Origin of the sequence: Cobetia sp. QF-1, from assembly GCF_002213105.1 — a bacterium.
Taxonomy (GTDB): Bacteria; Pseudomonadota; Gammaproteobacteria; order Pseudomonadales; family Halomonadaceae; genus Cobetia; species Cobetia crustatorum.
Genome location: NZ_NBVS01000004.1, coordinates 1 through 25,676, shown reverse-complemented (window position 1 = coordinate 25,676; position 25,676 = coordinate 1). Strand labels below are relative to the sequence as shown.

General features: G+C 56.8%; 18 protein-coding genes. 9 read left to right on the top strand and 9 right to left on the bottom strand.

Translation table 11 applies throughout. From position 1 onward, the window contains the following. Positions 1-70 precede the first annotated feature (70 nt). The 3 genes from CFN46_RS08600 to CFN46_RS08590 form a co-directional block, all read right to left on the bottom strand. Positions 71-643 carry a TerD family protein gene (locus CFN46_RS08600; RefSeq protein ID WP_035160145.1) on the bottom strand — a complete coding sequence of 191 codons (573 nt, stop codon included), beginning with the start codon at positions 641-643 and terminating at the stop codon, positions 71-73. Between the two features lie 99 nt (positions 644-742). After that, the gene (locus CFN46_RS08595; protein ID WP_024952696.1) at positions 743-1,747 is read right to left on the bottom strand and encodes a TerC/Alx family metal homeostasis membrane protein; all 1,005 of its coding nucleotides are present in this window, start codon (positions 1,745-1,747) and stop codon (positions 743-745) included. Positions 1,748-1,761: 14 nt separating this feature from the next. Beyond that, positions 1,762-2,226, bottom strand: coding sequence for a tellurite resistance TerB family protein (locus CFN46_RS08590; RefSeq protein ID WP_024952697.1), 465 nt, complete (start codon positions 2,224-2,226; stop codon positions 1,762-1,764). 341 nt (positions 2,227-2,567) lie between these two features. Between CFN46_RS08590 and CFN46_RS08585 the strand changes: the two genes are divergently transcribed. The 7 genes from CFN46_RS08585 to CFN46_RS08555 all read left to right on the top strand — a co-directional run bounded on the left by CFN46_RS08585 (position 2,568) and on the right by CFN46_RS08555 (position 11,222). Then, positions 2,568-3,791 (top strand): TerD family protein, encoded by a 1,224-nt coding sequence (locus CFN46_RS08585; RefSeq protein ID WP_024952698.1) that lies wholly within the window; start codon positions 2,568-2,570, stop codon positions 3,789-3,791. Between the two features lie 155 nt (positions 3,792-3,946). Further along, entirely contained in the window at positions 3,947-4,591 is a 645-nt protein-coding gene (locus CFN46_RS08580) for a VWA domain-containing protein (RefSeq protein ID WP_088743266.1), read from the top strand. Positions 4,592-4,602: 11 nt separating this feature from the next. Next, positions 4,603-5,250 carry a VWA domain-containing protein gene (locus CFN46_RS08575; RefSeq protein ID WP_024952700.1) on the top strand — a complete coding sequence of 216 codons (648 nt, stop codon included), beginning with the start codon at positions 4,603-4,605 and terminating at the stop codon, positions 5,248-5,250. 41 nt (positions 5,251-5,291) lie between these two features. Continuing rightward, complete coding sequence (locus tag CFN46_RS08570; RefSeq protein ID WP_024952701.1) at positions 5,292-6,353, top strand: TerY-C metal binding domain-containing protein; 1,062 nt, start codon at positions 5,292-5,294, stop codon at positions 6,351-6,353. Then, positions 6,350-8,197: a PP2C family serine/threonine-protein phosphatase gene (locus tag CFN46_RS08565; protein ID WP_088743265.1), complete on the top strand. Its 1,848-nt coding sequence runs from the start codon at positions 6,350-6,352 to the stop codon at positions 8,195-8,197. The genes CFN46_RS08570 and CFN46_RS08565 overlap by 4 nt, the downstream gene beginning before the upstream one ends. Continuing rightward, on the top strand, positions 8,194-9,690 hold the full coding sequence (locus tag CFN46_RS08560) for a helix-hairpin-helix domain-containing protein (RefSeq protein WP_088743264.1): 1,497 nt from the start codon (positions 8,194-8,196) through the stop codon (positions 9,688-9,690). The genes CFN46_RS08565 and CFN46_RS08560 overlap by 4 nt, the downstream gene beginning before the upstream one ends. A gap of 302 nt (positions 9,691-9,992) precedes the next feature. Continuing rightward, positions 9,993-11,222 (top strand): amidase family protein, encoded by a 1,230-nt coding sequence (locus CFN46_RS08555; RefSeq protein WP_176426442.1) that lies wholly within the window; start codon positions 9,993-9,995, stop codon positions 11,220-11,222. A 41-nt stretch (positions 11,223-11,263) separates the two neighbouring features. Here CFN46_RS08555 and puuE read toward each other — a convergent pair whose 3' ends face one another. Continuing rightward, complete coding sequence (gene puuE / locus CFN46_RS08550) at positions 11,264-12,223, bottom strand: allantoinase PuuE (protein ID WP_176426441.1); 960 nt, start codon at positions 12,221-12,223, stop codon at positions 11,264-11,266. 402 nt (positions 12,224-12,625) lie between these two features. Between puuE and CFN46_RS08545 the strand changes: the two genes are divergently transcribed. Beyond that, entirely contained in the window at positions 12,626-13,348 is a 723-nt protein-coding gene (locus CFN46_RS08545) for a DUF3581 family protein (RefSeq protein WP_024952705.1), read from the top strand. 143 nt (positions 13,349-13,491) lie between these two features. Here the strand turns inward: CFN46_RS08545 and selD are convergent, their stop codons facing one another. Next, positions 13,492-15,966, bottom strand: coding sequence for a selenide, water dikinase SelD (selD, locus tag CFN46_RS08540; protein WP_217897799.1), 2,475 nt, complete (start codon positions 15,964-15,966; stop codon positions 13,492-13,494). Between the two features lie 62 nt (positions 15,967-16,028). On the opposite strand from selD, the gene CFN46_RS08535 reads away from it, so the two are divergent. After that, positions 16,029-16,640 (top strand): ACP phosphodiesterase, encoded by a 612-nt coding sequence (locus CFN46_RS08535; RefSeq protein ID WP_024952706.1) that lies wholly within the window; start codon positions 16,029-16,031, stop codon positions 16,638-16,640. A gap of 30 nt (positions 16,641-16,670) precedes the next feature. On the opposite strand, the gene CFN46_RS08530 is transcribed toward CFN46_RS08535, so the two are convergent. The 4 genes from CFN46_RS08530 to CFN46_RS08515 form a co-directional block, all read right to left on the bottom strand. Next, a complete protein-coding gene (locus tag CFN46_RS08530; protein ID WP_024952707.1) occupies positions 16,671-17,858 on the bottom strand; it encodes an HlyD family efflux transporter periplasmic adaptor subunit in 1,188 nt (395 codons plus the stop codon). Then, complete coding sequence (locus CFN46_RS08525) at positions 17,855-20,119, bottom strand: type I secretion system permease/ATPase (RefSeq protein ID WP_088743262.1); 2,265 nt, start codon at positions 20,117-20,119, stop codon at positions 17,855-17,857. Before CFN46_RS08525 ends, CFN46_RS08530 begins: the two co-directional genes overlap by 4 nt. After that, a complete protein-coding gene (locus CFN46_RS08520) occupies positions 20,116-21,483 on the bottom strand; it encodes a TolC family protein (RefSeq protein WP_088743261.1) in 1,368 nt (455 codons plus the stop codon). The genes CFN46_RS08525 and CFN46_RS08520 overlap by 4 nt, the downstream gene beginning before the upstream one ends. Positions 21,484-21,605: 122 nt before the next feature. Beyond that, on the bottom strand, positions 21,606-25,676 hold a 4,071-nt coding region (locus CFN46_RS08515), incomplete at its 5' end, for a calcium-binding protein (protein ID WP_141103647.1).

The following is a 25,676-nucleotide window of genomic DNA, read 5'->3' as shown; positions in this document are numbered from 1 at the left end:
GGTGAATGTTCAGATTATATCGAGTAAGCAGACCCGAAAGCCGAGCCTGTCTTAAGCCTTGTCGCAGGGCTTACTGCAGGCCATAGCCTTTCAGGAAGGCAGCGAGGCCGCCGGCAAAGCCATCGCCCTTGGCGACGAAGCGCCAATCGCCGTCTTTCTTGTACAGCTCGCCAAAGATGACGGCGGTTTCAGCAGAATAGTCTTCCGTCAGATCGTAGCGTGCGACGGCTTCTTCCTTGCCATCCTGAAGGATACGGATGTAAGCGTTGTCGACCATACCGAAGTTCTGGCCACGAGACTCGGCTTCATGAATGGTGACCACGACCACGATCTTCGCGACGGATGCATCGATTTTGGTAGTGTCGACGATGATGCTTTCGTCATCGCCTTCGCCTTCGCCGGTCAGATTGTCACCGGTAGAGGAGACGCCGCCACACGGGGATTTCAGGTTTCCGTAGAAGACCAATGACTTGTCGGCGCCCACCGGCTTGCCAGCGTCATCCAGCATGAGGGCGGAGGCATCGAGGTCAAAGTCGGCGCCATCGGTGATGCGTGCATCCCAGCCCATACCCAGAGTGAACTTGGTCGCGCCCTGTGCTTCCTTGGCGAGATTGATACGACTGCCTTTGCTAAGGTCGATCATGAATAAACTCCTGTGATTGGGGTCAGTGCCGGTGGTGAGGCACTGGCAAACACCCCCTTGGGCGCTTGCCAGTACCCCCTCGCGGGGATACCGGGACGATCAGGATTGATTGTCGGTGTGCGGTGTCTCCTTGCCCGGGAAGACCAGGCTTGCCAGGACTCCACCGAGGATGAGTCCAAGGACGACGAATAGACTGACTTGGTGGTCGATATGGTAGATATCAAGCGCCGACGTTCCGAGTTTAATCGCAATGAAGACCAGTACCAGTGCGACGGCCTTTTCGAGATGTACCAAAAGCTTGGCTGCTGCCGCGAGCATGAAGTACAGGTTACGTAGGCCGAGGATGGCAAATATCACTGAGGCGTACACCAGGAAGGGCTCCTGAGTGATTGCCACGATGGCCGGAACGCTGTCGAAACTGAAGATAATGTCCGAGATCTCGATGCAGATCAGGCACAACAGCACAGGCGTGGCGTAGAAGCGTGCACGCTGAGGCAGCGTGAAGCCTTCACGTTCAGCGATGGCTTCAGCTTCCTTGCCACTCAAGACAAAGCGCTTTCCTGCCATGCGTGGGAATACCGGCATGAATTTCTGAGTCAGACGTACCGACCAATGCTCGGAATAGTCTTCAGAAGTCTCTTCATCACCGCTACCGCCAAACATCTTGATACCTGTCCATAGCACGATCGCCGCGAACAGCAGTTCGACCCACTGCGACATACCAAACAGGGCCGTTCCTGCAGCCACAAAGATGGCGCGGAAGATGAGTGCCCCTGCAATGCCGTAGTAAAGAATGCGGTGCTGCAGAATACCCTTGATGTTGAAGCTGGCAAAGATGGCGACAAACACCATCATGTTGTCGATTGACAACGCCTTCTCAAGAACATATCCCGACAGAAACAGACTGGCGGACTCTTCTGAGTAGCGAATATGCAGGTAGCCATAAAATGCCATCGCCAACGCAACCCAGAAAACTGACCAACCAAGCGCATTCTTGAACGTCACTTCTTCCGCGTTGCGATGCGCAAACAGGTCAAGCCATACAGAAGCAATGACCACCACCACTAGCACGGTGACTGCTTCTATCGGGAATCCAAAGTCCATGTAGTCCTGCTCCTTTATAGACCGAAGTCTGCAGGGTCGAGCCCCAGTTCACGGGCGATGACTGATGCTTTGGCTTTTTCTGCTTCGTCGAAATCACCATCAGCCCCACCAATGGCAATGGCAAGACGCACCACCATGCGTGCCTGGTCGTCGTTCTTCTTGACCTTGCCGATGTCGTTCAGTGCCGTGATCTCAGCGAGGTCGGCATCAGTATCCGGGTTCTGCGGATCGAGAGAGTCCAGATAACTCTTGAACTTGCGAGCGACCTCGGAAGGATCGAATACGCTGAGTGCCTCGTGGTTACGGACAAACGCGATGGTCTTTTGCTTTTCATCGCGAGAAATTTCCCCATCTGCTACAGCGATCATGGCACTGGCGGCCATCGCGGCATTCAGGAAGCTTTCGGATTTGTACTTTTTCGCTTCGGTCTTGAGTGAGTTAAAAGATTCTCTTGCTTTCGACACGATTGAGTTGAGCATGATATTTCCTCGCGGTTAGCGTGTGACTCACGGTGACAGCTACAGCGTACCTTAAAAAACAGGTGAGGCAATAAGAAAGGCACCTTCAGGACGGGTAAATCGATCTGTTATCGTGCAAACTTTTACCTGTATGGCGCATGAACTACTTTTAATAATGAATGCAACATTAACGAGTCTGTAAGATCCGACCGAATATGTTGGAAAGCGTATACTGATTTTCGAACATTTTTTTCGATACAAGTCGTTTTTATAAGGCTGTATGGTAAGGCACTAGTTGCTGAATATAATGGTTATGAGTAGTTATAAATCCATCATTAACGTATTTTTCATGGAGTGTTCATATGGGAACATTACTCGTCGCGGGCCAGAATACGCGTCTCAGTGGAACTCGCTACACACTTGACTTGCAGGTGCCGGAGGCAGAACACGTCACCCTGGATGCCAGTGCTTTGTTGCTGGGCAGCACGGGGCGAGTGCAGGGAGATGTGGATTTCGTCTTCTATAACCAGCCTAAGCACCCCAGTGGTGCGGTGAACCAAGTGTCTGGTGGGCGTTTTGACGTAGACCTCAGCCGCTTGCCTGATCACGTTGAGCGCGTGGCTTTTGTATTTACGGTAGAGCAGGGGTTATCGGCTCTCACCAGTGGCTACGGATTTACGTTGGGAGGTGAAGGTCAGGAAATAAACTTCTCAGGAAGTGGTACTGGGCGTGCTGAGAAGTCATTGATCTTGATGGATCTCTATCGTCGTAACGGCGAGTGGAAGGCGAAGGCGGTAGACCAGGGGTTTGTGGGTGGCATGGCCCCCTTGGCAGAGCACTTTGGCGTTGCCGTGGGCGGCAAGCCAGCGTCAACCACTCAGTCTGCCCCTACTCCGACACCGCCGACTGCTGTACCTGCCTCCAAGCCGGCGCCAGCCCCAACGCCTGAAACAAAGCCAATCAATTTGAGCAAGATCACGCTCGAGAAGAAAGGCCAGACCATTTCACTTGAGAAGAAGTCCAACTCCTTTGGCAAGATTCACGTCAATCTGAACTGGGAGCAGGGGACGGGGAAGAGCAAGAGCGGCGGCTTCCTGAGCGGGCTGATGGGAGGCGGCGGGGATGGCAAGATCGATCTTGATCTGGGTTGCATGTACGAATTGCGCGATGGCAAGGCGGGCGTGATTCAGGCGCTGGGCAAGCAGTTTGGTTCCATGGAGCAGGCGCCGTACATCTTCCTGGACGGAGATGACCGTTCCGGCGCCGCCAGCAATGGTGAGAACCTTTATCTCAATGGCCATCACTGGACTGATATCAAGCGTGTCATGATCTTTGCCTTCATCTATGAAGGTGCTGCCAACTGGGGACAGGCTAACGGTCGGATTCTGTTCAAGACGCCCGATCAACCTGAGGTTGAAGTTCGTCTGGATGCCACGGATAGCGGCAAGAAGTTCTGCGTGGTGGCGATGCTTGAGAATGACAATGGCGCGCTGAAGGTCTCCAAGGAAGTGAATTACTTTGCGGGTCATAAGCAAGCGGATACTCATTATGGGTTCGGCTTCAGCTGGGGCCGTGGGAGCAAGTAATTCCCGTTATTTTCTCGACGGGTTCCCATGGTCAGTTTTGCACCGACCCACGGACATTCTTTAGAGTGAATGGCCGTGGTGTTTTCATCGCTGAAACTCCTCCCTGCCAGACGGCTCACCGCGGGTGGCCGTCTCTGCCCATATAGAGGTTCATCATGCGTCGTCTTCCCGTCTATCTCGTGCTCGACAAGTCCTACTCCATGTCAGGGGAGCCCATTAGCGCTGTCAATCAAGGGCTGCAGGGCCTCGTTGACATGCTGCGTCAGGATCCTCATGCGCTGGAAACCGTCTATCTGTCGGTGATTGAGTTCAGCTCGGAGCCGATCCAGACCATTCCTTTGACCGATCTGATGACATTCCAGACACCTGCCATCAAGCCGGACGGCATGACGGGGCTGGGCGCGGCGCTGACGCTCACCGCCGAGCGTATCAAGGCTGAGGTCAAGCAGACGACAGCGGATACCAAGGGCGATTGGCGTCCGCTGGTCTTTGTCTTCACTGACGGTGCCGCGACCGACGACATGTCCAAGGGCATCGCTGCCATCAAGGGTGTCAGCGTGGCCAAGCTGATTGGTTGTGCCGCGGGTAAGGACGCGGACGTCGAAGACCTGAAGTCGTTTGCCACTGATGTGGTGCAACTGGATAGCAATAGCGCCGAGTCCATTCGTGCCTTCTTCGCCTGGGTCTCGGCGAGCGTGTCCATGACCAGTCAGAATATCGAAGGTGGCGGCGGTGATGCGGGTGGTGAATTACCGCCACCGCCGAAGGAAATCCAGGTCATCAACCTATCCAAAGACTGAGCGAGGGCTCCATGCAACGTCGTCTCCCTATCTATTTACTGATCGATTCCTCCGGCTCCATGCGTGGTGAACCGATACAGTCCGTGAACGTAGGCCTTTCAGCCATGCTGACAGCGCTGCGTCAGGATCCTTACGCACTGGAAACGGTACATCTGTCGATCATCACCTTTGATCACAAGATTACCGACCTTGTCCCACTGCAGCCGCTGGAGACGGCGCAGGTCGAGGACATCGAGCTACCGCGCTCGGGGGCCACTCATATGGGCGAGGCGCTCAATCACGTCTGCGACTGTGTGGAGCGTGACGTCATGACCTCAACGGCTGATCAGAAGGGCGACTTCCGCCCGATGCTGTTCGTGATGACGGATGGCTCCCCCTCGGACCTCATGGAATTCGAGAGTGCTGTGAAGCGCATCAAGGGCATGAAGTTCTCCGAGATCATCGCGTGTGCGGCGGGCCCCAAGGCCAAGACGGAGCATCTGCAGAAATTTGCATCCCAGACGGTAAGTCTTGAAACCATGGATAGCTCAAGTTTTGCCACTTACTTCCAATGGGTGTCCGCTTCGATTGCCGCGACCGCCAGTGGCCAGCAAGCAGGGGGCGCGCCGGAAGACATCACACTGCCGCCGCCGCCGGCTGAAGTGCAGGTTGTTCTGTAACCTGATTAGCAAGAAATGCAGGCCGTTCTGAAGGAGCCGTCATGAGACGCCTACCGATTTTCTTTGTACTCGATGTGTCTGAATCCATGGCTGGCGAGCCACTGATGCGGCTGCATAAGGCGATGGAAAGCATCGTCGAACAACTACGCCAAGACCCCAATGCGTTGGAAACCGTGTATATCTCGGTGATCGCCTTCGCCGGGCGGGCCGGGATGGTCGTGCCACTGGTAGAACTGATGTCTTTCTATCCGCCACGCTTGCCGCTGGGCGGAGGCACGGCGTTGGGTGAAGCGCTCGATGAATTGATGGTGCGTATTGAAGTCGACGTGAAGAAGACAACACCAAATCAGCGTGGTGATTGGGAGCCCATCGTCTACCTACTCACCGATGGCCGTCCGACTGATCGGACCGCGGATGCCATTCGGCGGTGGCGCAAGACATTTTCCAGCCGCGCGCATCTGATTGCCGTCACGTTGGGTAAGGGCGCGGACACACGGATTCTCAAGCAGCTCACCGATGATGTGCTGATGTTGGAAGAAGAAGGCGGTGAGGAGCTTGCACGCTTCGCTCAGTGGGTGACGGCGTCTGTTGCCGCTCAGAGTCAGGCGTTGGATGCTGGGCGAGCCGCGCCAGGTATTTCGCTCGCCAAGGCCGGCGACGCAGGCATCACGCTGGTCAAGCCGGGCGATGAATCGACACCCCAGGACGATCAGGTCGTGGTGCTGACGGGTCGCTGCTCGCGTAATCGCAAGCCTTACTTGCTCAAGTATCAGGCGCTCGCGATGCCGGATGTGCTCGGTAATTTCGGCGGCACCTCGCCGACAGGCATCTATGGCTTGGAGGGCTGCTACGGGTTGGAGGAGGATTACTTCGACTGGACGGCTCAGCGCACGGCGCCAGCGACCCCTGTCAGCACCGATCAGCTGGAAGGTGTTGCGCCATGCCCGCATTGCGGCGCAGCGACGACCTTTGCGCTGGGCGGCTGCGATCACCTCATGTGCTGCGATGGTCCGGGTGAGCAGACCTGCCCGTGGTGCGACGCGGCGGTGAACTTTGGCCCGGGCAGCAATGATGCCTTTGATGTCGGACGAGGACTCGGATGAAGCATACCCACGACTACTACGCGCAAATCTTCATGCTGTTGATGACGGGCAAGCGTGGCTATTACCGCCCTGAAGTGATGGATGCACTGATGGCCAACACCGAGGCTGTGGCACTGGTCGATGAGTTCACCGAGCGCTTCCAGTCGCATGTGGCCGAGTCCTCGTCTAGTGATACGGCGGAGGCGGCGAGAGAAGACGGCGTATCAGTTCCCGCGCAAATGCCGCTGCCGGCAACGACGATGCCTGAGATGCCAGCACCTGAGATGGTCACGCCAGAGCCCATTACGCCAGAGCCCATCACGCTAACGGCACTCGAGGAAGCGTCGTCGATCACTCCGCAAGCTGTCGCTCCTGAGAGAGATGCTGCTGAACCTGTCGAGAAGACGGTTGTGGTCCCTGAATTCTCTCAGCCCTCTGAACCTTCTCAGTCCTCCGAACGATATGAAGCATCTCTTGAGTCTTCAGTGTCATCGCATGAGATAAGCGAGCCTATCGACGCGCAGGAGACAACGCTGTCGCCTGGTGACGTTCCTGCCCCCTCGGTAGTCCCCAAGGAGCCGTCCGTGAGTGAAATGACCCGCAATATTCCCAATGGCAGGTCAGGCCAGTCTTATCAGCATGACCTTGGCGCGCTGCTCTTGGCAGCGTCATCCACGGTGACTGATATCACTCTGGTGGATGATGGTGGTACGGGATTGGTGATTGAAGACCATCAGCTGATCGGTGAGCTTGTGGCCGCCGGTAATTTCCAGCTGGTGGTAACGGGGTGCGCTGATGATGGTACTTGCCTCGCACGCTGGACGCTTCGGCTTGCTATCATCGCCAACCCGCGCGATCTCTGGAAGACGTTGCCCTCGGATGCACAAGCCCTGTATGCCAAGGCAGATTGCGACGTTGCGCGTGAGACCACCCCAGCTGGCTGGCAGATGTTCATGGCCTCTCAGCGAGGGCGGTCACATGCTCATCGTGGTGGTCAGCGTGATGACCACGGGGTGATCCAAACGACCAGTACCGGCTGGAATATTCTGGCAGTGGCGGACGGGGCAGGCTCCTGCGTGCTGTCTCGTCAAGGAAGCCTACTGGCCAGCACCCGTACTGTTGAAGGCTTGGCGGCCTATCTTGAAGCAGATGAAGGCACTCTTGAGGGCGTCGTTCTCGAGTATTTCGAGCAGCAGTCCACCCTCAAGACGCCGCCCAAGGCATGGATCGATGCGCTCTATCACAGCGTGTTCACCTCACTGCATCAGGGCTACAAGGCTATCTGTGAAGAGGCCCAAGCGTCGAATCAGCCGGTGAAAGCGTTTTCCACCACGTTGTTGCTGGCACTGCACAAACCCTCGCCACAGGGAGATCTGGTGATCACCTTCGGAATTGGCGATGGTGGCATTGCAGTATTGGAGACAGGCCGCGCTGCCACACTGATGAACCACGTCGATGCGGGAGCTCATGCCGGACAGACCCGTTTCCTGGATGGCGCCGTGTTCAGTAATGCCGAGCAGGATTTCTATCCGCGTATTCGTATCCAGCGCTTCACGGCACTGGAGGCGTTGGTATTGGCTACCGACGGTATTACCGATCCGATGTTTGAGTCGGACAATGATCTGCAGATGGGCGAGAGCTGGTGGCGCATGTTCGATGACCTTGCACCGTCACTGGATGGCCCGCACGCCACGGGCGCACTGGCAGAGGACTCGGCGGCCGATGCTGTCAGCGGGCCAGTAGATGACCCGTTGGTGCGCTACCTCGACTTCTTCACGCCTGGGCACCACGACGATCGTACGTTGGCGGTATTGCGCCGACCGCATGTCGCGCGAAACGATGCGGGAAGAGGAGGCCAATCATGAGTGAATCCATCATCACCTTGACGGCCTCCAATGGTGAGCAAGTCCAGTTTCGCGACAAGATCATCGCGCAAGGCGGAATGAAGGATGTTTACGCCTCGCCGGACAAGACCTACGTAGTGGCCTTCTACCGAGCTGAGCTGGATGATGCTTCGCGTCAGCGTCTGCAGATGATCACTGGCCCGTATCGTGAGCGTATCTTCGGTGAGGCTAGCGGCGATTATTGGCACCAGATGTTTTGCTGGCCAACGGCGACGGTCGAGCATGAGGGCCGTGTCGGTGTGGTGGCGCCATTTTATCAAGACCATTTTTTCTTCGAACACGGGTCGTTCAACAACGACATGCTCAAGATTCGTGGCAAGGACAAGGAAGGTAAATGGTTTGCCGCCCCGAACAATCAATTCAAGTTTCTGGATGAGCGTGAGCGAGGCAATTGGCTGTCCTATCTCCAGCTATGTCTGAGACTGTCGCGTGCAGTGCGCAGACTGCACGCGGCCGGTCTGGCGCATAGTGATCTCAGTTACAAGAATGTGCTGCTCTCACCGACGACCGGTCAGGTGTGCATCATCGATGTGGATGGGCTGGTGGTGCCTGAACGCTTTCCGCCCGAGGTGGTCGGTACGCCAGATTTCATTGCACCGGAAGTGGTCGCTACCAGTCATCTCGAGAAGGCTGATGCGAATCGTGCGCTGCCGAGTATTACGACTGATCGACACGCACTGGCGGTGATGATCTACACGCTATTGTTGCTACGTCATCCGCTTCGGGGCAGGAAGGTGCATGCCGAAGACCCCGGAGAAGACGAGCGGTTGACCATGGGACGCGAGGCGCTTTTCATTGAGCATCCTGCTGATGCCAGCAATCGCCTCAGTCCTGCTGAAGCCAAGCCCACTGAGTTGCCGTGGAAAGATCCTGATGCATTGCCCTACACGATTACCGGCCCCTATCTGAAGGAGCTGTTTGATCGTGCCTTCATGGAAGGGCTGCAAGCGCCACGCAAGCGCCCTAGTGCCGATGAATGGGAGGCGGCACTGATCAAGACCGTCGATCTCATCCAGCCGTGTCAGAACAATGACTGTGCTCAAGGCTGGTATGTGTTCGCCAATACCACCGCGCCACAGTGCCCCTTCTGCGCGACGCCCTATACGGGTGAGCTACCGATTCTCAATCTGTATTCTCAGCGCGGAGACAGCTTTCGGCCGGACAACCATCGCTTGATGGTGTACTCCAATCAGAGCCTGTTCGCGTGGCATGTTGACCGCACGATCACCCCCAATGAGCGTCTGGCGGCCGATCAGCGCTCGCGCGTTGGCTACTTCGTTCAGCATCAAGGGCGCTGGTTTTTGGTCAACGAGCGTATGCCGGCACTGCGTAATGCCCAGACTGGCGAAGACCTGCCGATTGGCAGTCAGATAGAGCTTAAGGAAGGCCTGCAGCTCATCACGGGTAAAGATCCGGGTAGTCGACTGTTTCACGTTCAGATGGTCAATGGCTGATATTGCACTCGTCTCTATCGCATCTATCTACCGCACCTCTCTACCGCACAGCGTCGTGACAGACGGCATTGCCTCGTAATGGCGCACCCGTGGACTTGTCTGCACCAGTAATGCCTTGTTGGCGATCTCGCCTGCTCATGGATGTGTCGCCGTGCTCACCCTCCTGTCCAATATGCGAGGGTGATACTGCAACTCGTGTGCTTGGCACATGGGTTGCAGTGAATGATAAGGGAGAGGCATGTCGTTGACCAATATCATGCAGAGCATCTCTCCCTCTCATTCTGCCAAGGGAGTTGGACGCCGTGGACAAGCGCATCTATGTAGCACCGGCCCGTTACTCAGGCCCTCGCGGTGAAGGTGTACTCAGTGGCAAGCGCTTGGTGGTCAAGGATCTGTTCGCGATCAAGGGCGAGCGCACCGGGCAGGGCAATCCTGACCTTCTGGCGCAGGCTCCGATAGAAGCGACAACGGCGACTGTGGTGCTCGCTCTGCAACAGGCAGGGGCGGACTATCGTGCTCGTACCACCACCGATGAGCTGGCTTACAGTCTCAATGGCACCAACGGTCATTACGGCACCCCCGAAAATCCACGGGCGCCGCTGAGATTGCCCGGTGGGTCGAGCGTCGGCTCTGCCGTTGCGGTGGCACGTGGTGAGGCCGAGATTGGCCTGGGGACCGATACCGGTGGATCAATCCGGGTGCCGGCCAGCTACTGCGGACTTTACGGACTGCGACCGACGCATGGACGTGTGGCAATGACAGGCCTCAAGCCGCTCGCCCCTCGCTTTGACACCGTGGGCTGGCTGACACGTGATCTCGCTACGCTCACTCAGGTAAGCCAGGTACTGCTGACGGACAGCACCGCTACCCGCATGCCGGCACGCGTGATCATGTTGATTCCTGAAGGTTTGATGGCAGGCCCATATCAGCATCTGCTGGGCCTGCTGTCACGGCGCCTTGAGACACTGGGATTTGTATGTGAGCGACGCATGCTGACTCAGGCTTTCATGGCGCGTGCCAGCGAAGCGTTTCGTATTCTGCAGGGCTGTGAGATTCGGCGTACACATCAGTCATGGTTGAGTACCCCAGAGCATGCCCCCGAGTCACAGTGGCCTGCCTTGAATCCCGATATTGCAGCGCGCCTTGGATGGTGCATGACACTGACTGATGCCGATGAGCAGGCGGCAGAAGCCAGTGCGAATAGCGTACGCCGCTGGTATTGCCAGCAGCTGGCAGGCAAGGAGGGCGAAGGTAAAGAGAGCGAAGCGATGTTCTTGCTGCCGACGACGCCAGGGGCATCTCCGTTATGCAAAGAAAGCCATCAGGTAATGGAAGTCTATCGGCATCACCTGATGGGACTGACAGCGTTGGCGGGGCTGAATGGTGCTCCACAGATCAGCTTGCCATGGCTGCATGATTCTGCAGCGCGTGTATCAGGTGAACTGATGCCTCCTCCATGGGGAGTGTCATTGCTCGGCCTGCCGGGGCGTGATGAAAGTCTGCTGGCCTTGGCGCGTTTGCTGGAGGCTTGATCGCACGAGTCTTGATTCTTGTACGCTGGCGGGTCGGCAAGTCAACCTGACGTGGAGAGGGTGTAAGGATGCTCGCGGTGCCAATGTTCGGCGATGTCGATGCGCCGGGTGATCCATACCTTGTCATGCGATTGCACGTAATCGAGAAAGCGCTTCAGTGCAGCGAAGCGTCCCGGGCGTCCGGCGATACGGCAGTGCAATCCGATGGATAGCATCTTGGGCGCGGACTCACCTTCGGCGTAGAGCACGTCAAAGGCATCGCGTAGATAAGTGAAGAAGTCCTCGCCAGTATTGAAACCCTGGGCACTGACAAAGCGCATGTCATTGGTGTCCAGCGTATAGGGCACCACGAGGTGTGGAACCTGCTCGCCATCAGTGGTGGTGACTATCTTCCACAGCGGTAGATCGTCGCTGTAGTCGTCGCTGTCATAGCGAAAGCCACCGTGCTCGACGACCAGGCGCCGCGTATTCGGGCTGTCACGACCGGTATACCAGCCTTGCGGGGCATGGCCGACCAATTCGCGATAGCTTTCCACCGCGCGTTCCAGGTGGGCGCGCTCATGCGCCTCATCCATATGCTGATAATGCACCCAGCGCCAACTATGACTGGCGATCTCATGACCGTCTTCCAGAAAGCGTTGCACCAATGCCGGGTGGCGTTCCATCGCCATACCCACGCCAAACACCGTCAGTGGTAGATCACGGCGTTTGAATTCATCGAGAATGCGCCATACGCCACTGCGTGAGCCATATTCGTACATCGATTCCATGCTCATGTGACGTGTTGGGAAGGCTTCGGCACCGATGATTTCGGAGAGGAATTTCTCACTCTCGTTGTCGCCGTGCAGCAGACAGTTCTCACTGCCTTCTTCGTAATTCAGGACGAATTGCACGGCGATTTGCGCACCGCCAGGCCAGTTGGCGTGTGGCGGAGTCCCCCCGTAGCCGATCAGATCGCGCGGATAGTCCTCACCCCACAGGGCAGTGTCCTTGTCTGGCATGGTATGACCTCCTGGCAATGCGGTATCGATGTTGTCATCAGGCATTGGCGTGCAGGCATTGTGCCATGGCAGCGCATATCACTTGATAGACGCCTCAGTGTGGCGTCATCCATTAGCGTGGCAGCTCGTCAGCGTGGGGAGCGCGCCACGTGAGCAGTGCCACATGGCGCAGAATGGCTCGTTACTATGAGGTTATAGACAGTATGTCGGCATTCAATCGGCTGCAATGCCTTGTAAAGCGTGCTTCAGGTCACCATCTGCTGGTCTGCAAGTGATAAAATAGCAGTCATGTGCCGGTGTACTGATATATGTCTGGCCGTTGATTCCTCCCGATGGAGGCATTTCCGCGATGGTTCAGGACGGGCCATCGATCATCATTCAAGCAGGGCAGGAAGGCAGTCCATGTTTCTTGATCAGTTTCACCGGGTCGAAGACGGCCGTGTGCGGATTACCGCAGAACAGGCAAGTCGATTCGCCAAGCAGATGGCAGGGGACTACAACCCCATTCATGATCCGGATGCACGACGTTTCTGTGTTCCCGGCGACTTGTTGTTTGCCCTGTTATTGTCGAAATTCGGTTTGTCACAGTGCATGACCATCCGCTTTTGCGGCATGGTGGGAAATGATGTTCCGCTGATGTTCGAGGCGCTCGATGTGCCCGATGAGAATGGCGTGTCGTTGCGCGTGCGTGATGAGGCAGGCAAGGTCTATCTGACGGTCGAACGCAGCGGTGAAACGACACATGACGAGGCCGTCGTGGCCAACTTCACTCGTCAGTACATCGCCTTCTCCGGGCGTAACTTCCCGCATTTTCTGCAGCCGCTGATGCTGGAGAAGGGGGTGATGTTCAATCCTGCTCGCCCGCTGGTGATCTACGACAGTATGGGCTTTTGTTTTGAGCGTCTGGATATCGCCGACTTGCACCTCGATTTCGTCGCCTCTTCGCTTGAGGTAAACGGCAAGCGTGGTGATACCTTGCTGGAATTCGGGATTCACGATGGCACCGAGTGTATCGGCAGTGGCTCCAAGAAGTTGGTTGTCAGTGGGCTGCGTGATTATTGTGCCGAGACCATGGATGCTTTCGTCGAGTCATTCGAGGCGCTCAAGCGCAATGCTGAGGCTTGAAGGCTGCTGAGTGAACTTCAGCCCATGGTGCATGCTTGAAAGTGGAACGTGACTGATAAAAACGCCTCACCGAGAGAAGTACTCTCAGGTGGGGCGTTTTGCGTTTCTGGTGATTTGGGCGCGGCGCTTGATCCGTCCGTGAATTAGCGTGTCACACTAATCGGCGCGAGTGCATCACCTTGCTCCCGTACGCGGCCAATGATGGCGCTGGCGCTGTACCCCGCTGCCTTGAGCGCAGCCAGACAGGGCTCAGCATGAGCCAACGGTACGCTGGCCAGCAGGCCACCCGCCGTCTGCGGGTCAAACAGCAATGGGTAGCGCGGGTGATCCAACAGCGTTTGCGGGTCTTTCAGGGCGCGCTTCAGCCGCAGGTTAGCGGGTTGCAATGAGCTGACCACGCCACGTGCCACACAGTCCTCGGCACCGTCCAGAATCGGGAGCGCAGTGATATCGAGTTCGGCATCGACACCGCTGGCGCGTGTCATCTCGACCAGATGCCCTAACAGGCCGAAACCGGTGACATCGGTGGAGGCACTTGCATGGTGTGCACGCAAGATATCGGCCGCCTGCTGACTGGACTGCTGCATGCTGTCGAGTGCGCCATCAATCCAGCGGCCGCGTGCCTCCAATCGCGCATGAGCTGCCAACAGCGTACCGGTACCCAGCGCCTTGGTCAGTAACAGCACCTCACCGGGTTGCATGCCGCCCTTGCAGGTGACATCCGTCATGCTCTCATCGACCAGTCCGTTCAGCGCAAAGCCTAGTGCCAGTTCCTGGCCCTCACCGGTATGCCCACCGACTAGACTGCATCCCGCTGCATTGAGAACGTCAGTGGCACCCTGCATCAGCTCACGTACCAGCGGTTCTATCTTGCGCTCGACACCTTGTGGCACGGTGGCAATGGCGGTGGCGGTATGAGGACGAGCCCCCATGGCATAGAGGTCGCCGAGTGCATGGTTAGCCGCAATGCGCCCGAAGAGATAGGGGTCGTCGATGAATGCCCGGAAGAAATCAACGCTATGCACCAACGCCTGGCCGTCCGGTACTCGCACGATGGCTGCGTCATCCGGGGCATGTAGGCCTACCAGTACATCAGCATTCTCCAAGGGGCTCAGGCTTGCCAACGCGCGTGACAGTACATTGGCACCAACCTTGGCTCCACAGCCGCCACACCGCATGGCCAATGCAGATAGCGCTTGGCGCGCTTCCTGCTCATCAAGCTCAGCGGTCAGATGAGGGTGCAGTCGCCCGCTGGCACCGGCCAGCGCCTGCCAGGCATTCCTGCAACGCTCGGCCAGTGCGAGCAGGCCGCCGCGATTGGCGGAAGCGTTCTGCATGCTGGGCAGGTCATTGAAGCGTGTCATGAACTTGTGATCAATATGGTCTTTCCAGCGCCATAGCCATGGGCGCAATTGCGGTGAAATCACGCCGAGTCTGCCGCGTGAGGCAATCGCGGCTCGATCTCCCGTGCTGATCAAGGCCAGCCAACGGGTTTGTGGCACGTAGTCCTTGAGTGGCTCACCCCGTATTGCCCGGCGTAGATTATCGGCCAGCGGGCGTGACTGACGTACGGCGAACACACCGGCTTTCTCGCGTGGATGATTGACCTGATGCGCGATGTCGCCGGCCGCGAAGATGGCAGCGTCATCCAGTGTCTGTAGCGTATCGCGTACCTTGAGAAAGCCATCATCATCCAGACTCAATCCGGTCTGCTCCAGCCAGCGTGCTCCGCCGGCTCGCGTCACCCAGATGGCCTCGTCCGCGGGATAGTGCTTGCCGGAGGTACTGATCAACAGGCGCTGTGATCTGGCGCTGGGTGTCGTAGAGCTGGGTGTCGTAGAGCTGGGTGTCGTGGAGCCAAGCGTTGAGACTGCCAAGGCCTCCGTCGCGGACTCGACCGCATTGATCTCTTCACCGAAGTGCACCGTGATACCGCGCTCACGCAGTGTGGCAGCCAGCATGTCACCAACCTCGGTGGCGTGCGTCGGTAGCAGGCGCTTGCCACGTGTGATCAGCGTCAGGCGAGGCAATAGTCCGGCTGGCATCTCATGCGCCAGGCGTTGCTGGATGGCCAGCAGTAGCTCGACCCCACCGGCACCACCGCCGACCAGCACAATCTCCAGCGGATGTTGTGCTGCTCGCGCTCGTTCAAGCAGATTCAGCCAGCGCTGCTGAAAGGTACTGATCGGCTTGACTGCGACGACGGGGGCATCAAGGGCTTCGGGATCACCGATTCCTTGGATATGATCAAGACGTGGGGTAGAACCGATGTTGATTGATAGCAGGTCGTAGCCGACCGCTGGGCGAGCGTGACAGATGACGCGCTGTTCCTCGCGATCAATGGCCGTGACATGCGTGCGGTAGAAACGCGCGCCTGCGAACTGGCACAGCCGTCGTAGGTCAATATGCACATCATCAAACGAATAATGCCCCGCGACATAGCCCGGCAGCATGCCAGAATAGGGCGTGTCAGTATCACGGCAGATGACGGTAAGGCGGACGCCAGGTTCTGGCTGCATGGCGAAGCGCATCAGCACACCGACGTGGCTATGACCACCGCCGATCAGGACAATATCTCGCACAACGGGTGCTTGAGCAGGCATGGACGCAGACGGCATCATAAGTCTCGATAGCAGGGGAAAGGCATGGCAATCGGTATCAGAGGCAGGAGTCTAGCAACTTGAACTTTCTTGGTCATGCTCGCTTGAGTCTGACGGGCAGCGATAACTTCCTGTTTGGCAACCTGATTGCCGATGGCGTGCGTGGTAGTGATCTCAGTGACTGGCCAGCCGAGATAGAAGCGGGCATTCGATTTCATCGACGCTGTGATGCGGTCATTGATGCGCATCCCGAGACGCGTTGGCTGCTGACGCAGGTGCCCTCTGCGTCGCGCCGTGTGGCAGGTATCGCGCTGGACATGATGTGGGACCACCTACTGGCAGGTGACATGCAGGACGCTGAGATTGCACGACTCTATCGATTGCTGGCCCGCGAGGATGTGCCATCACGCCTGGCGCAGTTGATTGAGTGGATTGAGGTGCGTGATGCGCTCAGGCGTTATGGCGAGCTGGAGTTTACGCTAGCGACCATCGCCACCATGGGGAAACGATTATCGCGCAATCCTCGAAAACGCGGTGATGACAGGGTAGAGATTGGTGGTTTTGCGGAACGTTTCGACAATCCGTTGGAGGCTCTGACGCCATGGCTGGCAGACAACCGCGTATTGCTGGAGGACAGCTTCGCGCGGTTGTGGCCGGACATGCTGGCATTGCGCCAGCCGTCCCTTCCATGATGTCTCACAATGGTTTGCGGCGCGCCGTGATCAACGTAGTTCAAGACGCGTGAACGGACGCAGCAGGTAGGAAAGTACACTGCGTTCACCTGTCTCGATATCTACCGTGGCGATCATGCCGGGCTTGATCGGCAGTGTTTCACCATTGTGCTCAAGCGTGCTGGTATTGCTGCTGACCAGTACGCGGTAGTAGCTCTCCTCGCCGCGTGGCGTCTCTTCTTCCAGCGTATCCGAGCTGATGCGCTCCACCTTGCCTTTCAATGTCCCGTAGACGGCATAGTCATAGGCGCTGATGCGAATGGTGGCCGGCATGTCAGGCGCGATGAAGGCAACATCCTGCGGACGAATGCGCGTCTCGAAGACCAGGGTGTCTTCCAGCGGCGTGATCTGCATGATCTCTTCACCCGGTGGGATGACACCGCCACGGGTGGTGATCGAGATGTTGTTGACGATACCGCGCACCGGCGACAGCAGACGTGTACGGTCCAGCTGGTCGCGTCGCTGCACGGTGGTTTCCTCCAGCGCTGCCAACTCTGACTTCTTGTCGGCAAGCTCAGCGTAGGCGTCCTGCAGGTAGGTATTGCGGATCTCGGCCTGGCGTCCCTTGAGCTCGGCGATCTCACGATCCAGCTTGAGCATTTCCATCTCGCCGACGGCGCGACGTTTCACGAGGGGACGAATCACGGCGAGCTGACGCTGGGCAGCATTGATTTCCTTGCTGACAGCATCCAGAGCGCTATCGCGACGTTTGCGGCGGGCGGTGAACAGTTCACGCTCAGTAGTTGTTAGTGCAGTATTTTCTCTGACCTGCTCAGAAAACTCGATATTCGATTTGTCCAGCACCTCGGCTTCCAGTCGGCCGATGGTCGCTCGCAGGGCCTGTGCCTGGCTGAGTGATTCCATATAAGCCGAGCGGAAGCGCGTCTCATCGATGAGTGCCAGCATCTGGCCTGCCTCGACGATTTCGCCTTCATTGACGCGTATCTCATCGAGAATGCCGCCTTCGAGGCTCTGGATGGTCTGCTGGCGGGAGGAGGGGATGACCTTGGCCTCACCGCGTGCAACCTCGTTGACCTCGGCCCAGCTGGCCCAGCCGACAAAGAGTGCGATGACCAGTAAGCTGGCCCATAGCAGTGGGCGTGACCAGTGACTCTCGAGACGCTGATCAGGTGTGCCCAGTTCACGTTTGAGTTGTTCAGGATCGAAGCGCTGGCTCATGAGGCCTCCTGACGAGAAGCGGAGGGCTTGGCGTCAGCAGATTGCTGCTTGGCCATGATTTGATCCAGCGGGCCATCCATGATGCGTTTACCGTGACGTAATACGACGGCGCGGCCGACCCAACTCAGCAATGCCTTGCGATGTGTGGCAAGCACCAGCGTGCGTCCTTCAAGCCACGGTGCGAGAGTCTTGATGACGTGCAGTTCAGTGGCTTGATCAAGCGAGGCGGTGGGTTCGTCCATCAGCACCACGCTCGGGTCTTGCAGCACCAGCCGTGCGAGGCCAAGGCTCTGACGCTGGCCGCCGGAGAGGCTGTAGCGATCGTGCAGCATCATGTCGAGGCCCAACGGATGGCGGCGGACGTGGTCGCCCAGGCCGGTCATCTCGATGACTTCAAGCAGGCGACTATCACTGATATCTCGACCATCGATGCACAGATTGTCGCGCAGGGTGCCACTGAACAGGCTGATGTCCTGTGGGAGATAACCGATGGCGCGCTGGCGGTCGACCGGATCAATCTGCGTCAGAGACAGATTGTCCAGCGTCAGCTCACCAGCGGTCGGGGTGAAGTAACCCGCCAGTAACCTCAGCAAGGTACTCTTGCCAGCACCGTTGCCGCCCAGCAGCGCGATGTGTTCGCCGGCCGCGATGTTCAGACGATCCAGCGCCAATGCTTCAGGCGCTTCCTCGTCATAACGCCAATGCACGTTCTCGGCCTGATAACGGCCATGGGCATTGGCCAGACGCGCAAAACGTCGGTCAGCCGGACGCTCGATATCCGTGTCTATCAAGTTGTCGAGTCCCTCCTTGGCTACCTTGACGTGCTGCCAGCGACTCAGGAGTGCGCTGATCTGAAGAGTCGGGCCGATAGCACGGGACGAAAGGATGGAGCAGGCGATCAAGGCACCGACACTCAACTCGCCGGCCATGATCAGATAGACACCGCCAATGATCACACCCACGTAAGCTAGCTGCTGCATGCCGGTGCCCCAACTGGTCAGCCAGGCCACGGCATGGCGGAAGGTGACGCCGCGATGTGTCTGCTCTGAAGTGAGGCGTTGCCACTGACGGGTGGCATGACCCTCTGCTCGGCAAGCCTTCAGATTCTCGAGATTGTCCAACGTCTCCAGCAGCACGCCATTCTTGACCGCCGATTCACGCATGCCTTCCCGCGACAGGCGCGCTAGCCACGGCTGGGCCAGCAAGACCGGGATCAGCATCAGTACAATGGCGACGATCGGCACCCAAACCACCGGCCCGCCCAGCAGGGCGATCAGCCCAAGAAACAGCAGGGCAAAGGGGAGGTCACCACAGGCCCCGAGAGTCGAGGCGGTGAAGAATTCACGAATCGCATCGAAGTCGCGAATCTGGCTGGTCATTGCACCGGTAGAGCGTGGCTTGGAGGCCAGCCGCATCTGCACGGTATGACGGAAGATATGATCGTTGAGCTCGAGATCGATCTGTTTGCCGGAGTTCTCGATCAATTGGGCGCGTAGCGCACGCAGCAACGCCTCCAGTCCAATGGCCAGCATGACGCCGATGGCCAGTGCCCACAGGGTATCGACAGCGCCTGTTGGTACGACACGATCATAGACCTGCATGGCGAACAGGGCGGTCGCGACGGCGAGTAGCGCGGCGAGCGACGATGACAGCGCCACCTCGACAAATACGCGCCAGTGCCTTTTGAGGCGTGAGGTCAGCCAGTGGCCCTGAGTTGCTTGGCTATAGCCTTCGGCACGATCCAACGAGATCTCGCCATGGGCAAAGAGTGCCATGCCAGCGTAATGTGAGGTCAGCTTGCTCAAGGGCTCCCAATACTCGCCTCCCGAGAATGGGTCCAATAGCTTGAGGGCAGGGCCAGTGCTCGATGCAGGCGTTGGAGTCTCGCCGTCGTCTACTCGAGGCGAATGTGTATCATCGGGATCCTGTGGCGTTTCGGGCTTGTCGAATTGATGCTTTTCGTCGTGGGCGAGCAGTACGCGACTGCTGCCGTCTTCCATCAAGATGACACACGGCAGCAGGCTGCCGGGAATCTCTTCGAGTGGCGCGGTGCTCAGGCGGGCAGCAATTCCCTGACGTGAGAGCGCTTGTTCGAGGTTCTGTGGCGCTAGCCGTCCACCAGTGAGCGGCATGCCGTGGCAGAGCCGTTCGATATCGATGCCGTGACCCTGCATGCGCAGCAGCTGCCTGACGCTTTCGAGAAGAGAGTCTGGCGCATCGGTGACCCGTGCTGTTGATGATGTCTGCGCAGTGACTGTCATGGACTGACTCCTGCATTGATCTTCACGTTGGCGTCGTGTCGTGCAGTTGAACCATTGACCAACGGCAATGCACCGAGTTGGCTGGCAAGGTCGTATTGATCAATCAGCAGCTGTGTATTGAGCTCAATCATCTGGCGGCGTGCGGTGAAGATTTCCTTCTCGATGGTCAGCAAGTCCTCGATATTGCGCGTGCCGGTGATGAACTGATCGCGATAGCTACTGCGTAGCTGACCACCGCTGCGGGCCTGTTGATCAAGCGCCTTGATGCGGGCCTCTACGGCAGGTTGGCTGGCAGATAGGCGCTTGATCTGGCGGCGAAGCTCTCGGCCAGTGGCAGCAGTTTCAAACTCTGCAGCCAGCAGGCGTGCACGGGCGGCATCAGGCTGACGCAGGGGGGTGAGGCCTTGGAAAATCGGAGCCTCGATGCGTAGCCCGATACTGTTATCCGTCACGATCTCATCGTCGACTTCACGGCGGGCCGTTGAGGCTTCTAGCCGCAACTCGGGCCAACGTTCGGCTTCAGACAGCGACAAGGCATGTCTTGCTGCTGTCTGCTGACTGGCGTTGCTGCGATAGGCCGGTGCATTGGTGATGGCAGTATCCGTAATGGTGGGATCGCGTTCCAAGTCAGCCACGATAGGTAGTGCATCAGGGGCTTTAAGCGGCACGTCATCGAAGGAGCGACCACTGAGTATCTCGAGCTCTTGCTTGGCGGTATCAGCGTCTCCTCTGATACGCGCTAGCCATTCGCGAGCGCTAGCGAGATCAACAGCGGCACGATCAAGCTCAACCCGATCACCGTAGCCAGAGAAAGTACGGTCATTGGCTAATCGCTCCAAATCTTCCAGTGAGGTGATGTAATCACGTACGCGACGAATCATGGCGCGACTGGCACCGAGGTTGATATAGGCGGCGATGGCTTCTTGCGCGACTTCCATACGCGTTTGATCCAGCCGTTCATGTTCGAGGTCTCGCTCGGCTTCGCGCTGATTGACTTCAGCCTCCACCTGTCCCCAGTCATAGAGCATCTGACTGAGAGTGATTTGATAACCACTACCACTGAAGTTGTCTTCGGTACCGGCATTGGCCTCGAGACGCGGGAGATATCCATCTTCAGCAATATCAATTTCAGTATTCGCAGCGCGGATGTTAGCGCGTGCCGAGGCCAGACGAGGGTCTTGCTCGATAACGTTCTCAAGTACTTGTGCCAAAGAACGTGAGGCTTGTTCGTTAGCTGATAGAGGTGTTGTAAAACCTGCCACCATGACAGTAACGGAGATGGAGAGCGTGAGTGCAGAAAGCCGCGGATAGCGAGGAGGCCCCGACCTCGCTGAAGGTCGATGACTGAAAAGGGTGGGCATCATGTAGCTCCTTGGCCCCAGGGATCAAGCCCTGAAGATGCGTCGTCCTGACGCTTCATTATGTGGTTCGTGTTTCATATGACCCGACCAATAGAATGCGCCTCCGAAGAGGCGCATTACAGGGCTTAACCGTTACTGGTGTTAACGGTAATGTCTTGGTCGATATACAAGGTGGCGCTTCCTAGTTCATAAGTATCATAGGTCGTGCCGTTGACGACTTCCGCCCCTGTTGATGTCGCACCGTCAGCCGCTACGGTATCGTCATCATCACCTTCGATACGCAGGATATCGTCAACATCGGTGAGGTTGAGCACCGTTGCTTCATCGATAGTCAAGGTGGTACCGGTATCACTGCTAGCACTGATATCCAGTACTTCGATGTTGGTCATCAGGTTGGCATCGACACCGGCGACCAGCAGTGTCGTCAGGTCGATACTCTCACCGGTATTATCGAAGCGCACGGCGTCTGTACCTACTCCTCCATCAATTTCAAACTCGAGAGTGGAGGTCACGATGACATCGTCTCCCTCGCCACCGGTGAAGATATTGCGACCATCGCCACCGAACAGCAGGTCATTACCTTGATTGCCGATCAAGGTATCGTCACCGTCCCCACCTCGGAGAAGGTCATTGCCGCTCCCACCTGTGAGAGTGTCATCGCCGGCATAGCCGTAGAGCTGCACATCAATCAAGGCAGAGCTTTGATCGATGGTATTGCCGGTCGTATCGCCATCAAAGACTGAGTCATCATTACCGTCCAGCACTCCAATGTCAGCCAGAGATGCCAGGCTTTGTGTTGTGCTGGCGCCATCGGAATCAGTGGCAGTGATGGTGATGGAGTTGAGCACCTCCACATTAGCGATGCCATCGTTTAGCGCTATTGTCGATAGCAGTTCATTGATGGCGAGATTGTCGATATCGCCACCGTCCACGGCTGTGATGGTGATGCTGGCTTCGGGAGCCACCAGCCCCAGTAGTCCCGCACGACTCGTGGTTGTGAACTGCAGTCCCAATTCTGCAGCGAGTTCGCTGTTAGCCGTAAATTCTGGGCCGGTAAGTAATGTGCTCCCCACCTCGACACTCAACAATGGCTCGAAGGTGATCGTGACAGATGCCAGATTTCCGTCAGCATCCGTGACGAATACATCGTTCTGTGAGAAATCGATGAGCCCAAGCGCTTCGAGCCCAACAAGTCCAAGTAACTTGCTGCTACTGGCGGTGACTTCAGGTGCAGAGTTTGTCGTTGTGTCCGGCTCTGTACCACCTTGGCCATTGAAGGTGACCTTGCTGCTAGCGGTATCACCGTCGCCATCAGTGACCGTGAAGTTTACATCGGAGCTGATATCACCAAAGACCGTAGAGGAGTTGGCCTCATCAACGATTAGCTTGCCTTGCTCAAGCAAACCAGCAATGATTTCTTCATCAGTGGTGCTGTCGGCAACAAGGTCCACTCCTGCCAAGTCAATGTAATGATTGACTTGGCTTGCATCGTACCCAGAAGAGAATCCACCGCCGGTACTGATGGCGATAATGGTCTTATCCAGGCCAGCATCGTAAGTGATGTGCAAGAAGCTGGTGAGGTTATTGGCAGCATTGCCGAGACGCCACTCTCCTTGCAACATGCCGGAAAGGTCGATGATATCGCCGCCGGCTCCACTCAGGGGCAGGCTGGTATCAAAATCGGTGATGGTGTCGGTCTCGATGCTGCCATCGCTGGTGATTTCATCGCCTGCTTCCCAGCGGAAGACGTCAACCCCAGCGCCGCCGGTAAGTGTATCGTCACCTGTTCCACCGATGATCAGATCACTACCACCACCGCCATTGAGTATGTCATTTCCTTCTCCACCGCGGAGAATATCTGCCTGTGCGCTGCCGGTGATCTCATCGTCGCCAGCGAAGCCATAGAGACGGGCACTGCCGGTTTCTGAGGCTGCAGTCAGTTCTCCTGTACTCTCAGTATCTTCAATGACAGTAGCAGTGGTGCTGTTGCTACCGCCTAAAACACTCAAGCCAAGCAAACCACTGACATCGGCAGTGTCACTGAGCCCACCACTATCCTTGACTGTGAGAGTTGTTTCGCCAAGTGCATCAACGTCTATGGTACCATCTGACGTTATGACAACAGTAGCCAAGAATTCATTGAGCACCTGCTGATCAATTATCCCGCCACCCACTTTATTTATCGTTAGGGTAGAGGCTCCAATTAAAGTAATAGAACCGATCCCAAGATCAAGTTCGATACCTGTGGTATCAAGCGTGACCATGAGTCCAAGTTCGTCGGCAAGCTCCTGTGAATAGCCGAGTGTCACATTGGGTGACAATACGTTGAGTCCAAGAAGTGCGGATTTCTCGATCACGACTTCAGTGATGTTATTGTTGGCGTCACTGACACTCAAGTCTTGAGTGCCTGCCAGGTCAATAAGCCCTAGCGCTTCAATATCGACGATGCCCAGCAAGCCGCCTTGGCCACTTATCGTAGCTTCTGGTGCGCTATTCGGACTATCGGCAATAGTGGAGCTACCACTATTGTTATAGGTGTAGGCACCTGTCTCGACGTTGATCGTGAGAGTCTCACCAAGCACCGTTTCTATCGTCAGAATACCATCGGTGATAGCAATCGTATTACTGACATCGATATCTATGAGCTCAGAGCTACCACTCACAGTGGCGCTTGATAGGTCATCGGATACAGTGAAGGTGACACCATGAATAGTGGTCTGCTGAACATAACCACCATCCGCACCGAATCCACCATCATCACCGAGGGCTGAGCCGTCATAGTCAGTACTGAGAGCAGATACGACAACGAACTGGTTCGCTTTAACCGTTGGGATATCATCCACAACCTTGATGTTGATATTGCTGGAGAGACTAGTGGCCCCATCGTCCAGTTGGACGCCAACGTCAAAGGTAAGGCTATCAGCACCTTCGAGTTGATGATCAATTCCTTGCTGGATAGTCGTTGTGTAGTTGCCGTTATCATCGATAGTGATTGTGATGAAAGCAGATTCAATACCGGTATCTTCATCGGTATAAATCGCCTGCAGAGTCTTGCTATCCGCAGACAGGCTCCAGATAAGTAGCTGGCTTTTTGCCTCAATATCAACTGTTGTAGGCTTCACTAGTGTGAAAGTAGCACCGGTCGATACATTGCCGAAAGACAATACACCACTATCAGTAGCAGAAGTAATATCTGAATCGCTATCAGATGCAGGTGCGATAGCAAAGCTTCTGAACATCCTTCCTGCAGCAGGGGCTGCTCCAATACCATCTTCTGTTACCGCTGAACTCCCAGACTCCACGAAGGGTATTGTACTCACTGTAATTGAGAACGTATTTGAGGAATTGCTGACGTTACCAGCCATATCGGTTGTAACAGCGCTGAAGGTATAGTCACCATCGGCGAGTGCCTCATCTGGCATGAATGTCCAGTTACCACGGTCATCGACACTTATAATATCCACCACATCTGACCCATTGTAGAGAGTCAGAGTGCTGTTGGCTTCCGCTGTACCCCCAATGAGAGGAATTGTGTCATTGGTGCTATCACCATCGGTAAGAGGGCCAGTCGATGTCTCGACATCATCAATAATGCTGACGATGACTGGCGCGGCCGGTGCGGTCATATCCACTGTCACCGGCCCGAGGCTGATTTCATTGCTGACGTTGCCGGCGACATCGGTCTGACGAATCTGGACATCACCTTCGGCGTAGATGCCCTCATCAAGAGAGAAGGTGGTGCCGGTGCCGTCGAGCCAGATCTCGCCATCGACGGTGTATTCCCACGTAGCATCGGTTTCGATGCCACCGACGGCCACTTCACCATTGCTGGTGATGCCGTCGTCGTTGATCGCGGTATCCGTGGTGAGTTCCAGGGTCGGGTTCGCAATGGTTACATCGACCGTCACGGCACCGAGGCTGACCTCATCGCTGACGTTGCCGGCGACATCGGTCTGACGAATCTGCACATCACCTTCGGCGTAGATGCCCTCATCAAGAGAGAAGGTGGTGCCGGTGCCGTCGAGCCAAGTCTCGCCATCGACGGTGTATTCCCATGTCGCGCCATCTTCGAGGCCCGATACGGTGACCTCACCATTGCTGGTGATGCCGTCGTCGTTGATCGCGGTATCCGTGGTGAGTTCCAGGGTCGGGTTCGCAATGGTTACATCGACCGTCACGGCACCGAGGCTGACCTC

Excerpts from the sequence above, each read along its gene's own strand:
- CFN46_RS08580 (WP_088743266.1), top strand. The coding sequence starts at position 3,947 with ATGCGTCGTCTTCCCGTCTATCTCGTGCTCGACAAGTCCTACTCCATG.
- puuE (WP_176426441.1), bottom strand. The coding sequence starts at position 12,223 with ATGCCAGACAAGGACACTGCCCTGTGGGGTGAGGACTATCCGCGCGAT.
- CFN46_RS08590 (WP_024952697.1), bottom strand. The coding sequence starts at position 2,226 with ATGCTCAACTCAATCGTGTCGAAAGCAAGAGAATCTTTTAACTCACTC.
- CFN46_RS08530 (WP_024952707.1), bottom strand. The coding sequence starts at position 17,858 with ATGAGCCAGCGCTTCGATCCTGAACAACTCAAACGTGAACTGGGCACA.
- CFN46_RS08565 (WP_088743265.1), top strand. The coding sequence starts at position 6,350 with ATGAAGCATACCCACGACTACTACGCGCAAATCTTCATGCTGTTGATG.
- CFN46_RS08575 (WP_024952700.1), top strand. The coding sequence starts at position 4,603 with ATGCAACGTCGTCTCCCTATCTATTTACTGATCGATTCCTCCGGCTCC.
- CFN46_RS08570 (WP_024952701.1), top strand. The coding sequence starts at position 5,292 with ATGAGACGCCTACCGATTTTCTTTGTACTCGATGTGTCTGAATCCATG.
- selD (WP_217897799.1), bottom strand. The coding sequence starts at position 15,966 with ATGCCGTCTGCGTCCATGCCTGCTCAAGCACCCGTTGTGCGAGATATT.
- CFN46_RS08560 (WP_088743264.1), top strand. The coding sequence starts at position 8,194 with ATGAGTGAATCCATCATCACCTTGACGGCCTCCAATGGTGAGCAAGTC.
- CFN46_RS08525 (WP_088743262.1), bottom strand. The coding sequence starts at position 20,119 with ATGACAGTCACTGCGCAGACATCATCAACAGCACGGGTCACCGATGCG.
- CFN46_RS08520 (WP_088743261.1), bottom strand. The coding sequence starts at position 21,483 with ATGATGCCCACCCTTTTCAGTCATCGACCTTCAGCGAGGTCGGGGCCT.
- CFN46_RS08545 (WP_024952705.1), top strand. The coding sequence starts at position 12,626 with ATGTTTCTTGATCAGTTTCACCGGGTCGAAGACGGCCGTGTGCGGATT.
- CFN46_RS08595 (WP_024952696.1), bottom strand. The coding sequence starts at position 1,747 with ATGGACTTTGGATTCCCGATAGAAGCAGTCACCGTGCTAGTGGTGGTG.
- CFN46_RS08600 (WP_035160145.1), bottom strand. The coding sequence starts at position 643 with ATGATCGACCTTAGCAAAGGCAGTCGTATCAATCTCGCCAAGGAAGCA.
- CFN46_RS08585 (WP_024952698.1), top strand. The coding sequence starts at position 2,568 with ATGGGAACATTACTCGTCGCGGGCCAGAATACGCGTCTCAGTGGAACT.